The following is a 12,503-nucleotide window of genomic DNA, read 5'->3' as shown; positions in this document are numbered from 1 at the left end:
TGCTATAAATGGGAATATGATAAGATAAAATTGTTAAATGTCAACACGCCCTAGTAACATATACTCAGCGACGCAACCCGAAACTCCCCCGGCAAACGGAGCCTGCCCGCCTCCCGGCTACGGGGGGATGGCATTCGGAAATGAAGAGTGCGCCGCAAAGGCGATGCCGCAGCAGCAACGCCCCCGCTACCGGGCGGGAAACATCTTCAGGATGGCGAGGATGAACACGGCCTGGGCGGCGGCGACGCCGCACAGCCACTGGATGGTTTCGGCTTTGGCTTCGGCGATACGGGTTTGCAAGCGTGCTTCCGCCGCCTGGAGGTCGCCTTTGGTGGTCCGTTCTTTCTGACGGAAGGTCTCCACCTGCTCTTGCAGACTGGTCTGCGCCTCGGCCAGGGCTTCGGCCTGCTTCTCCTCGAAACCGGCGGCTTTGAGGGTTTTGACGTATTTCAGGGTATCGAAGCGGGGCGGCGTCATGGCTCACTCCTGTACCGTCATGCGGCCACACGGGCGGGGCGGTTGACAACGTGTCTCTGCAGCGTGGGCCATCACCCCAGCCCGGCCAACTCGGCCTCGATGGCCTCGGCTTCTTTGATGTTATCGAGTTGGCGGAGGATGTCGGCCAGGACACCGAGGCTGATTATCCAATTGCGCCGAAAAGCATCTGGAAGTTTGTTGAAGAGTTCCCGAAAGAGGGTAACAGATTCCTGGGCGGGCGATAGGGCCTCTGCCGAACGGCCATCTTCATTCAAATACCTGGCCAGATTGTTGAGGGTACCCGCAAGGTAGTGACGAAAGGCTTCCGGTTGCTGCCTCGCCAGCTCCCGATAGATTCCGACGGCTTCCAAGGCGGGGGCGAGGGCCTCTTCACGCTGGCCAAGCTCGCTCAAGATATTGGCTAAGTTATTGAGACTCATAGCAAAGTATGGGAGATAGAGTTTCGGGTGCTGCTCTGCCAATTCTCGCCGAATGTTGACAGATTCCAGAGTGTTCGATAGGGCCTCTACCGAGCGGCCAACTTGGCTCAAAGATATGGCCAGATTGGCAAGGCTCCCAGCAAGATATTGACTAAAATAATCTGAATGCTGCATAGACAACTCTCGATATATTTTAACAGCTTCATATGATGGAATAATAGCCTGCTCATAACTGTCAACATCCCTCAAGCGATTAGCCAAGGTGTTTAGACTCTTGGCCAATTCGGGACGAAAGACTTCCAGAAACTGCTTCTCCAACTCACGATAGATTTCGACAGCTTCCTCGGCGGGCTTGAGGCCCTCTGCCGAACGGCCCAGGTGGCCCAGTCTTACCGAATAATTATTGAGAAAGCGGGCCAGTTGGGCACGGCTGGCAAGGTCGGTGGCCTTGCTGTCCCGCAGCCGCTGGATGATGGCCCCTTCCACCTTGGCGGTGAAGGCGTTCAGGTCCAGGTGGTAGTCCGGCAGCAGCTTGGCGTCGGTGATGGCCAGCAGGCGTTCCACAGGCAGGTCTTGTTGATCCACCAGGGCGTCCAGCCAGTGCAGGGGCTGTTCATAGCCGTAACGGCCATAGTCCTGCACGCAGCGGAGGGCGGCGGTCACGGCTTTGAGGCCACCCCGGTCGAAAGCCCGCAAGGCGGCGGCCTGGGCGGAGGGGGCATCCCCGTTGCCCAGATTCTTCAGGATCAGCAACTCCCCCAGCAGGTCCGGCAGCAGGGCTGCGGCGCCGGAATCGGCGGGAAAGAGGGCGTGCAGTTTGTCGGCCAGGGTGGGGATATCGCCGTTTGCCCTGCGTTTTTTCAGTTCCTGCTCACAAACCTCTTCCAGATCGGGTCGGTTCAACCCGCCACACAGGGTGGTGTAGGCCGCCAGATGGCGCAGCAGCATGGCCTGAGCTTCGGAATCGCTCCGGCTGACAATGCGGTTTTCTTCCTTGTCCACCAGGGCCTGAGCCAACTCCAGCCGGTTCATGGCCCACGGGTTGCCCTGAATCTGCCCCGCCATCAGGATGAACAGCGGCTCGCCCCACCAATCCTGTTTCACCAGCGGCGCGGCGGGGGATGCCATGCCCGGAGAGACATGCTCCAGCAAGGCCAACCCGGCTGGCTTATCCAGGGGGGGCAATTCCTCCGGTTTGGCCGGGTCGAGCAGTTTGGTCACCGCATTGCCCCAGCCCCCGACGCCGCGCACCGTCTGCCACCAGCCGGCATCCTCCTCGCCGTGGCGCTCCAGCAGCAGCAAACGCAGTTTGCTGGCCGGGTCCGCCGCCTCGGCCAGGGCCTCCAGCCACTGGCGAATGGCCGCAGCGTGGTTGGCGGCGTAGTCGATCACCGCCAGGGTGTCCCGACTCCAGCGGGACGTTGCCGGGATCTTGGCCCCTGAGAGAAAACCGGTGTGCCAGCCCTTTTCCTGGTACTCCAGACACAACTCCACAGCCAGCCGCGTCTTGCCCCGACCGCCATCCCCGATCAGCGCCCGCACGGCAACGGCTTTGTCCGAGTCCAGCCAGGCCCGCATCTTGCCAAGATCCCCCTCCCGCCCGACAAGCGTCTTGACGCTACGCGCACGGGGATTGAGTTTCTGCACCCCCGTCGCGCCTTCGATCAGGCCAAGCGGCTCCAGAGGCAATCCCGGTGGTGTCGGGGGCGGGCCATCGAGCAGAAATTTTCGGGCGATTTTGAACGCCTGATCCTCGCGGTTCCGTGGCTTGACCACATCGATATGGCCCTTACCAAGTATTCGAAAAACATGCTTGCTGCCCCAAAATCCCCGTGCGCTCTGCTCTTCGACAACGTTGTCATCATCGGCCACCACAAACCGGGTGATGACTTGTTTATTCATTTTTTGGTCGGCCCAGCCCTGGTTGAGCATATCCAGGAAATCGCTCTCCGGGTTCATCTGGGAGATTTGGGGGGAGATCTGTAGGTACCTGGCCAGATCGGCACCATTATTGGGTGTGGCGAAAAGCAACAGGCGCGATGCGAGCAAAGGATCCTTGGCAAGCTTGCGGGCCAAAAGCATCTGCCGCGCCACCAACCCCCCCATGCTATGGCAGATCAATACAATCTCGGAGGCTTCCACCAAACCCAGTTCCGTGCCCAACCCCTCGGCAATCTTCTGAATGCGGGGATTGTGTTTAACCGGATTCAACGAGGTGGGATACTGCCAAACTCGCACCTCATACCTCGCCGCAACCCCGGCATCCTCCCGCAGCAGGCGCGGAAAATCCCCCCAGGTGGTCTCATCCCCACCCAGGCCGTGGATGAACAACACCAACCCCTTTTTTCCCGCCATGCCCCGTCTCCTGCATTACCTGATGCTGTTGCGGACCGGGTTAGAATGCAACTTCTGGTTCTACGGGTCAAGAAGGGAAATTTTACCTGATGATACGAACACATCGCCAAACCGCGAAGCATTGGCTCGGAAGGAGCTAACTGATTGAAACGTCAAAGGACAGAACATTTCCTTTTTTTGATACTTAAAGGATAACATATTGAAAGTCAAAGTAATTCTGAGTCGATTCCCACCCGGCAGCGGGAGTTCTGCAATTGCCTCATTTGGCCAACGCGCCCTCTTTCACGTTGCAGAAGTCTTTGGGCATGGCCCGGTCTCGCCTCAGCCCGGAGGGTATGGGTGATTCAGCAGTGGGAATCCCATCGGATATCGGTATCAATCCGACGAAAAAACGGCGTATTCACCATAATTTCCCTGGCCTTTTCGTTTCGCATGCATATTATGTCAAATCAGTGGCATGGTTCATGCTGTTCGTAATATCAGAGGCAGCGCACCATCGCTCTCTTGACGGCAGGCCAACCGGGATCGCCCTTTTTCCGGTAAATTATTTTACCCACCGATTAATCGGTGTTATAATCTATCACAGCAACCCCCGGCGGATTCGGGGAATCGTCATGGCTGGAGGCAGGACGCGGGAGTTGTCCGGGCCGATGCCGAAAGGATGGAGTTTACCATGAGGGAGATTTCGCTATGACTGCCGATGAAGAAGTCAGGCAGGTTTTACAGGTGGTGGAAGCCAATATCCGCGAGGAACGGCATCCGTACCTCTATACCACCATGTCCAACAGCGGGGATACCTGCGAAGAGAATCTGGAGGCCTATGAAGAGGCCATGTCGATGACTGCCCAGATTCTCAAGGAAGCCCTGACGGACTGAAGTTCGCTTCCCTGTCCTGAAAAGGCCCGTCGGAACGTCAGACGGGCTTTTTTTTGTCTTCGATTGCCCTTTCGGAACACCGCGAAGCGGCTGACGCCACTTTTCCCGAAGGGTGAAATCGGATAAGATGCCTCCTTCCCGATTGGAAAGCGCACGGGAAGATAACCGGATTCGCATCGAACAGAGCTGGAGTCGGGCATGGAAGCAACGCAGACGGACCATTCTTTCCGGAAGGAATTCAGCCCGGACAAGGCCAAGATCATTTTGGGCGTGCGTAAAATTCTGCGGGCCTACCAGAGTCTGCCGATCTTCGTGGAAACCTGGCGGGGTGGTCCGGAAGATGGTCTGTATTATCTGTCCGGAGATGTTCTGGAGGATATTGCCATCCGGGTGGAGAAGGACAAGGAGCGTTTCTGCCATTTTCACGGCAGCCGGAATCCTGAACCGGCCAAGGTGGGTGGCCAGTTCATCTACTGGATCACCAAGCTGCGTCCCATCTGTTTCCGCTATCGTCAAGGGCAGACACTGACGGAAAACGAGCTTTATCTGAACGAGTATCTGGCCGTTCTGGTAGGTTTAAACCGGGTGCGTTCCGCCAGTCCGAACCCCAAGGACGCCGCCGTTCTCGCCCGCCTGGCAACCCGCACCAAGCCCATCCTCAAGGACCTGCGTTACAACTTGCGCTATCGCCACATCTCCAGCGACGACATGACCCTGATGCTGAAGTTGATTTTTCAGGACGTGTGAACCCGCCGAACCCCGTTTACCGGGCGGGAAACATCTTCAGGATGGTGATGATGAACACGGCCTGGGCGGCGTCGACGTAGCGCGCGCCATCACCCCAGCCCGGCCAACTCGGCCTCGATGGCCTCGGCTTCCCCGATTTTACCGAGTTGGCGCAGGATGGTGGCCAGGGTGTCGAGGCTGTGTTTCAGCTTGGGTTGAAAAACCGCAGGACGTTTTTTGACCAGTTCCCGACGAATGACGACGGCTTCCTTGGCGGCTTCGAAAGCCTCCGCCAAACGGTCGACGTCTCTCAATCGAAGCGCCAGATTGTTGAGGCTCATGGCCAGGGCGGGACGGTACGCTTCCGGTTGCTGCTTCGCCAATTCCCGATAGAGGGCGACGCCTTCCCCGGCAGCAGCGAGGGCCTCCGCTGAACGGCCAACCTCGCTCAACAGACTGGCCAGATTGTTGAGGCTTCCCGCAAAGTCGTCACGAAAAGTTTCCGGCTGCTGCCCCACCAACTCCCGATAAAGATCGACGGCTTCCCCGGCATCGGCAAGAGCCTCTGCCACACGACCAACCTGGCCGAAAAACACCGCCAGATTGCTGAGGCTCCCGGCCAGATCGGAACGGAACGCCTCCGGCCGCTACCGCGCCAACTCCCGATAGATGTCGACGGCTTCCCCGGCGGGAGCGAGCGCCTCTGCCGAACGACCAACCCCGCTCAATCCAATGGCCAGACTGTCGAGACTCCTGGCCAGCGCGGGTCGGAACTCCTCCGGCTGCTGCCTGGTCAATTCCCGGTAGATGTCGACGGCTTCTCCGGCAGGAGTGAGGGCCTCCGTGGCATGGCCAACCTTGGTCAGGCAGCTGGCCAGGGTGTCGAGGCTCCTGGCCAGGTCGCGACGGAAACCCGGCTGCCGCTGAGCCGCCAACTCCCGATAGATGCCCACCGCTTCCGCAGCGCGGGCAACAGCTTCCGAAGAACGGCCAAACTCGCCCAATCGAATAGCCAGATTGTGCAGACTGTCGGCCAGACCGAGCCGGAAAACGGCCGGCTGCTGACGCGCCAACTCCCGCCGGATTTCGAGAGCCTCCTCGACCAGGGCCAGGGACTCTGCCGAACGGCCAACCCGGCTCAATATCGGGGACAGATTGTTGAGACTCATGGCCAGGGCGGGTCGGAAAGCCCCCGGGTGCCGCCGCGCCAGTTCGCGCCGGATCTCAAGGGCTTCCCCGGCAGGGGCGAGGGCCTCCGATGAACGATCAACCTCGCTCAACAGAATGGCCAGATTACCGAGACTCATGGCCAGGTCGGGACGGTAGGCGGCGGGATCCTGAAGCGCCAACTCCCGATAGATGTCGATAGCCTCCAAAATCGGCGACAGGGCTTCCGACGAACGTCCCGCCTGGCTCAAACGGCTGGCCAGCGTGTTGAGGCTCAAAGCCAGGTCGGGACGAAATGCCGCCGGCTGTTGCCGCACCAACTCGCGCCGGATGTAGAGGGCGTTCTCGGCGGGGGCGAGTGCCTCGGACGAACGACCCACCTCACTCAAGCGGTTGGACAGCGTGTTGAAGCTGTCGGCAAGTCCGGGGAGGAAATCCACCGGCTGCTGACGCGCCAACTCCCGAAAGATTGCGACAGCCTCCCCGGCAGATTCGAGCCCCTCCGTCCAACGACCCAGGTTGCTCAAGCTTGTGGAATAACGCTTGAGAACATCGGCCAACCGGGCCCGGCTGGCGGGGTCGGTGGCCTTGGTGGCCCGCAGCCGCCGGGTGACAACCCCTTTCACCTTCGCCGAAAAGGCGTTCAAGTTCAGATGGTAGTCCGGCAACAGGGCGTCGATGGCCAGAAGCCCTTCCAAAGACAGGTCCGGCTGATCCACCAAAGCGTTCAACGAATGCAGGGCCTGATCGAAATCGTGACGACCATCGTCTTGTATGCAGCGCAGGACAGCCGCCGCAGCTTGAATGTCTGCGGTTTTGTAGGCCTGCAAGGCAGCGGCCCGGACTTTCTCGGCATCGCAGTCACCCGGCCGGATCAATCGTTCCCCCTGCAAGTCCGGCGTCGGCGGCGCCACGCCGGAAGAAGCGGAAGAGTGCGTGTTCAACGGGTCACCCTCAATCTGCCCCGCCATCAGGAAAAGCAGCGATGCGCCCCACCAACCCTGTTTCACCCGCAGGACACCGGAGGGACTCTTCTCCGTCGAAACCCGCTTCAACAAGGCCAATCCGGCTTTGCCCAAGTCGTGAAGGAACAACACCAACCCCTTTTTTCCCGCCATGCTCCGTCCCCTGCATTACCTGATGCTGTTGCGGACCGGTCAGCATGCAACTTCGGGGTAAATCAGTCAAGGATTGATTTTGTATGTTATTTTCATAGAGAATACGGGGGTTCGGGGGGGATTATCCCCCCCGACGGGTCCAGGGCAGCGCCCTGGGACTTGGCCTTTTGCCGTTGACACGATCCTGTGGCGCTGTGCAGGGCCTGAATAGTTACTGAAAGGCAGGGGATTAAAGGAAACGTCCTGAGGGGGCAGCGTAGCTCCCCCTCAGACTCCCCCAACCCTTTTTATTACTTTACGGATTGAAAGGAGAGAGCCATCTTCAAACCTCTCCACGGGTCGGATTCCGGCTGCACCACCAACACATCCCCCCGCCAACTCCGCTGCAAAGCATAACTCTCCCGCGACCCCACCACCACCAGATCCGCCCCCCACTCCCCCGCCTGACGACCCACCTCCCGCTCCGGATCCCCCGCCACCACCCAACCCCGCACCCACTCCCGACAGCCCAGTTTCTCCAGCATGCCCTGCAATCGTCCCTCCAGATAGCGCACCATCTCCGCCTTGATCTCCGCCGGAGTGCGAAACGGGATATGATCCGACTCGAACCCGGTGTGAAAATCCATCACCACCACAACTCCCACCTCGCACCCCTCCAATCGCGCCATGCGCAAGGCCCGACGCACCACCCCCTCCCCCCGACCGTCCGGTTGCACCGCGCACAACACCCGCCGATACGCTGCCATCTCACTTCTCCCCCTTCCCGGTGTCGTCGCCTGCCACCGTCTGACACTCCCGAAACAACCTCACCTTGCAGCTCCGGCAAATCGCGGCATCCAGCCGGGGAAACACACTGGCAATCGCACTCTCCTTCCCCGGAAAGAGATGCGCCTGCGGCACCACCTCGGACAATCCCCCCCGCTGCAAACTCTCCCCCGGACCCCGTTTGACATCGACCAGATAGAGATCGCCCCCCGCCGCCTGACGCCGTTTGGCCTCCTGGATCAGCAGATGCGAGCCCGCGCTGTCCACCAGATTGATCCCCGAGGCCACGATGATCAGATGCTTCTGGGCCACCTCCTCCAGTTGCGCCTCCACATGGGCCACCGCGCCGAAGTAGAGGGAGCCGTCCAACCGCGCCACCTTGAGCTGCGGACACTCCTCCCGCTGCCCGGCCCGCACCATGGAACGCCGCGCCACGCCGCGATCCGGAACCAGACTGACCAGCTCCGGCTGGGAGGTGCGCCGCAGATGAAAGATCAACGACAACATCACCCCCGCCAGAATGGCCTTTTCCATGTCGATGAACAGCGTGGCCAGAAAAGTCACCAGCAGGATGAAGCCCTCACGGGGATAGCTTTTGCGCAACTGGCCGATGTGATGAAAATCGATGAGCCCCCAGGCCACCTGAAAGAGGATGGCGGCAATCACCGCTTTGGGGATGTAGGCCGCCAGCGGCAATACCGTGGGAGCCAGCAGCAACAGTATGATCCCGCCGAAAACCGCCGCCAGCGGGGTTTTGGCCCCGGCCGCTTCGTTGAGCCCGGTGCGATTGAAGGAGCCCGTGGCCACATAAGCGGAAAAGAAGCTGCCCAACAGATTGGACAACCCCTGCCCGATGAACTCCTGATTGCCGTCGATGCTCTGTCCGCTGCGCACCGCCACGGCGCGGGCGATGGAGACCGCTTCGGTCAGGGCCAGCAGCGTCACCGCCAAGGCGGCGGGCAGCAGATCCAGCAACGCCGCCGGGTTCAACACCGGCGCGGACAACGGCGGCAGTCCGGCGCGAACATAACCCACCAGAGCGATGCCCGTGGTCTGGGGGGTCATCAGCCGTTCCAACAACACGGCGAACAGCGTACCCACCACCAGGGCGATCAACATGTAGGGCCATCGGGGCCGGAAATGTTTGATGGCCACCCCCACGGTCAGGGTCAGCAGACTGACCTGCACCACGTAGAGGTTGGACTCCGCGAGATGGGCCACCACATCGTGGATGGTTGCGGCGAAGTTTTCACTGCGCGGCATGACCAGTCCCAGGAAGGTGGGCAACTGGTTGGAGAGGATCAACAGCGCCGCACCCGCGGTGAAGCCCACCACCACCGCGTGGGGAATGAAATTGACCAGGGAACCGAAGCGCAGCAGCCCCATGCCCAACTCGATCACGCCCACCAGAAAGGTGAGGGTGATGGCGAGTTGCACATATTCGGAGCTGCCGGGAGAGGCGTGCAAACTTAACACCGCATAAAGCAGAATGGATGCGGCGGTGGTGGGACCGGAGACCAGATGCCAGGAGGAGCCGAACAGGGCGGCGATCACGGCGGGGATCATCCCGGCATAAAGGCCGTATTCGGGCGGCATGCCGGCGATGATGGCGAAGGCCACCCCCTGCGGCAGCACCAGAATGGCGCCAACCAGTCCGGCAATGGCGTCGGCGCGCACGGTGGAGCCGTTTACCCGTGGCCACCAGCGCAGAAAGGGCAGAAAACGGCTCAAATGCAAGGGACGACCCGGCAAGGCTATAACTGACATGGACCACCTTCGACCGATGAGAAATCCGGCTCCTGTGACACCGTGGTCTCATTGTGGATCCGCGATGGTGAAGGCAGGGTCAAGGCAAGGTGAAGGAAACGTCAAGAAGGGAAATCTGCGGGAAGATGTTGACTTTCAATATGTTGTCTTTTAAATATCAAAAAAAGAAAATGTTCTATCCTTTGACGTTTAATTATTCTTTTTTATATTAATATATGGTTACTATTCTTCCCAATCCTCCAACAACAAACCCGAAACACGGGAAAACTCAGCAGTATTATGGGTGACCAAGGTACAACTATTAGCCAAAGCGATGGCGGCGATTTGTAGATCGTAAGGACCGATAGGCACCCCCTGGCGCACGAGTTCGGCACGAATTCTGCCGAATATCCGAGCCGCAGCATCATCGAAGGGCAGCGAACGAAAAGGCGAAAAAAAGACCTCCTGGCGATGCAAATTACCCATTGGATCCTGAGACTTCATGGCTCCATAAAACATCTCCGACTTGACCACGCTGCACACCCGGACGACCTCCGGACGCATGCTTCGCAACCGGTGCAAAACAGATGGAGAACGCCCCGACAGATAACGAATGCATACGTTTGTGTCCAGCAGAAAGCTCACTCCATAGGCTCCCGATTCTCCCCGACCCCTTGAAACTCCCGTTCCGGAAAGTCGGGAATGGAAGCGAAAGTGCTTTCGAAATAGTCGGAGGGCCACTCACGGGATAATTCCGCCGCCGGGACGCCAGCGGTCAGGGGAGAATCGTGCCTCAGCAAGATGACCTCCAGTGGTTTTTCCCGCCATCCTTCCGGAACCGGAATCGTCGCAGGTGCATGTTCGAAAAGATGGCGTATGGCCTGCATCAGTCATCTCCGGAAGATAGCTTTGAAACAGATACTGTTCGGGAACCATCATCCACATTGCCGGAAGGAAATTCCAGAACTATTTCGAATCGACTTGTTCGGAGGGTCCCCGCCGGGTTCATTCGCTTCATTACAAGAGCCACCGGGTCTTGCCACATCCCGCGTTGAAAAAGCATGGGGCCGGCCCATCCGGCGGGGCTTGGTCAATCGCGGCGCGTTCAAAAAAGAGGGGGAGGATGAGGCCCTCCCCTCGCCCCCTCCCGCCGGGTCGAAGCTTTCACAAAATCCGGCGCGGATTCAGAGTCTTCTATTCTTCTTTCGGGCTTCGACCCGGCAAAAACAAAGGGCAAAGGATTAAAGTCAACGTCCCGAGGGGGCAGCGGAGCTCCCCCTCGGGCTCCCCCAACCCTGTTTACTCCTTGACGGATTTTAGGGGGCGGGGCTCGAAGAACAACGTCACTTCCGTGCCTTCGCCTTCCCGGCTGTTGAGGTCGATGCGCCAGCCGTGGCGGTCGCAAATACGTTTCACCAGCGCCAGGCCGATTCCCTCCCCCCGCCGCTCCGGACCTTGAAAACGTCCGTGGAACAACTGTCTCAACACCTCTTCGGGCATGCCGATGCCGGTATCCCGGATCACCACCCGATCGGTTTCCAGCCGAATGCGCACCCATCCTTCCGGGGTATGCGCCAGGGCGTTGCGCACCAGGTTGCCAAGCACCACGAACAACAACGCCGCTTTGGTTTGCAGGCGGGGCTCGGCCCCCATTTCCAACTCCACCTGAGTGGATTTGTTACGCAGCAGATGGCGATGTTTGTCGACCACATCGTTGAGGACTTCCGCCACGGAGCAACTGTCGGGCATGGGCTGACGCGGATCCAGCTCGCGGGAAAGCAGCAGCAGGGCTTCGGTCAAGCCGGTCATATCCTGGGCGGCGCGTTCCACCCGTTCCAGGCGTTCCCGATCGCGGCCTTCGGCGAACCCGGCGCCTTCGCGGAGGAGTTCCACGGCGCCGCGAATGACGGCCAGCGGGGTACGCAGTTCGTGGCTGACATCGGCGGTGAAGGCTTGTTCGCGTTCGATGAACTCCCGGAGTCGTTGCAGGTAGCCGTCGAAGGCGGCGGCCAGTTCGCCGACTTCGTCGGGGGGCAGTCCTTGGGCCAGGACGGGGAACGGGGCGTGGGGGCCGAGGCCTTTGACGCGGCGCACCAGGGCGCTCACGGGTTCGATGACCCGGCTGGCGAGCCACATGCCGCCCACGGCGGAAAGCATGGTCATGACCAGCACGCCGGCGCCCAGGAAGACCAGGTAGCTGGCTTCGCGTTGTCGCAGGCGGGTCAGGTCGAAGAGCATGACGTAGCGCATGTTGTCTTGAATGGCGACCATGGCGCGATAGGGGGCGTTGCTGTATTCCAGGTCGTGGTAGCCGGGTGGGAGGGGATGCCATTGCGGGGGGAAGGCGGGTGCGCCGTCCGGGGCGGGGTCGACGAAGCCGAGCAGGGTTGCGGTGCTGGGGGGCAGGGAGAGGGGGTTGCGGTGTTTGCGGCTTTGGTAGTCTTCCAGTTCGGCTTTGAGGGTTTGTTCCACGAGTTGGCGGCCGAATTGGCGGGCGGCGAGGTAGAGGTCGGCGGCCATGAGCAGGCTGACGCCCACGCCGAAGAGGGCGAAGGCGACTGCGACGCGGGAGCGAAGGGAAAGGTAGTGCCCGTGAGCCATGCCGTCTATTCTTTAAAGTTGCAAAGAGGGTTGGGGGAGCCCGAGGGGGAGCTCCGCTGCCCCCTCGGGACTTTTCCTTTAGTCCTGTATCCTTTGCCGGGTCGAAGCCCAAAAGAAGCATACCCAACCCCGATCCCGCACGGCACGCCGTGAATGCTTCGACCCGGCGGGAGGGGGCAAGGGGAGGGCCTCATCCTCCCCATCTTTGACCCCGACGCCAGCACCAAAGCCG

Annotated in this window: 11 protein-coding genes; 2 read left to right on the top strand and 9 right to left on the bottom strand. The window is 60.2% G+C overall.

Annotated elements, in window-relative coordinates:
- Positions 1–186: 186 nt before the first annotated feature.
- On the bottom strand, positions 187–477 hold the full coding sequence (locus HQL56_05940) for a DUF1640 domain-containing protein (protein MBF0309047.1): 291 nt from the start codon (positions 475–477) through the stop codon (positions 187–189).
- Between the two features lie 71 nt (positions 478–548).
- Positions 549–3,272 carry a tetratricopeptide repeat protein gene (locus HQL56_05935; GenBank protein ID MBF0309046.1) on the bottom strand — a complete coding sequence of 908 codons (2,724 nt, stop codon included), beginning with the start codon at positions 3,270–3,272 and terminating at the stop codon, positions 549–551.
- Positions 3,273–3,962: 690 nt separating this feature from the next.
- Between HQL56_05935 and HQL56_05930 the strand changes: the two genes are divergently transcribed.
- Together HQL56_05930 and HQL56_05925 are read left to right on the top strand one after the other, a co-directional pair.
- Positions 3,963–4,148, top strand: coding sequence for a hypothetical protein (locus HQL56_05930; protein MBF0309045.1), 186 nt, complete (start codon positions 3,963–3,965; stop codon positions 4,146–4,148).
- A gap of 198 nt (positions 4,149–4,346) precedes the next feature.
- Entirely contained in the window at positions 4,347–4,895 is a 549-nt protein-coding gene (locus HQL56_05925) for a hypothetical protein (GenBank protein ID MBF0309044.1), read from the top strand.
- Between the two features lie 89 nt (positions 4,896–4,984).
- Here HQL56_05925 and HQL56_05920 read toward each other — a convergent pair whose 3' ends face one another.
- From HQL56_05920 to HQL56_05890, 7 genes are all read right to left on the bottom strand, one after another.
- Positions 4,985–5,470 carry a tetratricopeptide repeat protein gene (locus HQL56_05920; protein MBF0309043.1) on the bottom strand — a complete coding sequence of 162 codons (486 nt, stop codon included), beginning with the start codon at positions 5,468–5,470 and terminating at the stop codon, positions 4,985–4,987.
- 51 nt (positions 5,471–5,521) lie between these two features.
- Positions 5,522–7,159 (bottom strand): tetratricopeptide repeat protein, encoded by a 1,638-nt coding sequence (locus HQL56_05915; GenBank protein ID MBF0309042.1) that lies wholly within the window; start codon positions 7,157–7,159, stop codon positions 5,522–5,524.
- Between the two features lie 290 nt (positions 7,160–7,449).
- The gene (locus HQL56_05910) at positions 7,450–7,905 is read right to left on the bottom strand and encodes a universal stress protein (GenBank protein ID MBF0309041.1); all 456 of its coding nucleotides are present in this window, start codon (positions 7,903–7,905) and stop codon (positions 7,450–7,452) included.
- 1 nt (position 7,906) lies between these two features.
- The gene (gene sulP / locus HQL56_05905) at positions 7,907–9,691 is read right to left on the bottom strand and encodes a sulfate permease (GenBank protein MBF0309040.1); all 1,785 of its coding nucleotides are present in this window, start codon (positions 9,689–9,691) and stop codon (positions 7,907–7,909) included.
- A gap of 222 nt (positions 9,692–9,913) precedes the next feature.
- Positions 9,914–10,315, bottom strand: coding sequence for a type II toxin-antitoxin system VapC family toxin (locus HQL56_05900; protein ID MBF0309039.1), 402 nt, complete (start codon positions 10,313–10,315; stop codon positions 9,914–9,916).
- Positions 10,312–10,557: a hypothetical protein gene (locus HQL56_05895; protein MBF0309038.1), complete on the bottom strand. Its 246-nt coding sequence runs from the start codon at positions 10,555–10,557 to the stop codon at positions 10,312–10,314. The genes HQL56_05900 and HQL56_05895 overlap by 4 nt, the downstream gene beginning before the upstream one ends.
- A 412-nt stretch (positions 10,558–10,969) precedes the next feature.
- A complete protein-coding gene (locus HQL56_05890; GenBank protein MBF0309037.1) occupies positions 10,970–12,271 on the bottom strand; it encodes a HAMP domain-containing histidine kinase in 1,302 nt (433 codons plus the stop codon).
- Positions 12,272–12,503: the final 232 nt, after the last annotated feature.

It is taken from the genome of Magnetococcales bacterium (genome assembly GCA_015231925.1).
Lineage (GTDB): Bacteria > Pseudomonadota > Magnetococcia > Magnetococcales > JADGAQ01 > JADGAQ01.
The sequence above is the reverse complement of the archived record's forward strand: the minus strand, read 5'-3'. Positions and strand labels throughout refer to the sequence as shown.

Bases quoted from the DNA above. Each gene is read 5' to 3' on its own strand.
- HQL56_05940 (MBF0309047.1), bottom strand. From the start codon at position 477: ATGACGCCGCCCCGCTTCGATACCCTGAAATACGTCAAAACCCTCAAA.
- HQL56_05935 (MBF0309046.1), bottom strand. From the start codon at position 3,272: ATGGCGGGAAAAAAGGGGTTGGTGTTGTTCATCCACGGCCTGGGTGGG.
- HQL56_05930 (MBF0309045.1), top strand. From the start codon at position 3,963: ATGACTGCCGATGAAGAAGTCAGGCAGGTTTTACAGGTGGTGGAAGCC.
- HQL56_05925 (MBF0309044.1), top strand. From the start codon at position 4,347: ATGGAAGCAACGCAGACGGACCATTCTTTCCGGAAGGAATTCAGCCCG.
- HQL56_05915 (MBF0309042.1), bottom strand. From the start codon at position 7,159: ATGGCGGGAAAAAAGGGGTTGGTGTTGTTCCTTCACGACTTGGGCAAA.
- HQL56_05910 (MBF0309041.1), bottom strand. From the start codon at position 7,905: ATGGCAGCGTATCGGCGGGTGTTGTGCGCGGTGCAACCGGACGGTCGG.
- sulP (MBF0309040.1), bottom strand. From the start codon at position 9,691: ATGTCAGTTATAGCCTTGCCGGGTCGTCCCTTGCATTTGAGCCGTTTT.
- HQL56_05895 (MBF0309038.1), bottom strand. From the start codon at position 10,557: ATGCAGGCCATACGCCATCTTTTCGAACATGCACCTGCGACGATTCCG.
- HQL56_05890 (MBF0309037.1), bottom strand. From the start codon at position 12,271: ATGGCTCACGGGCACTACCTTTCCCTTCGCTCCCGCGTCGCAGTCGCC.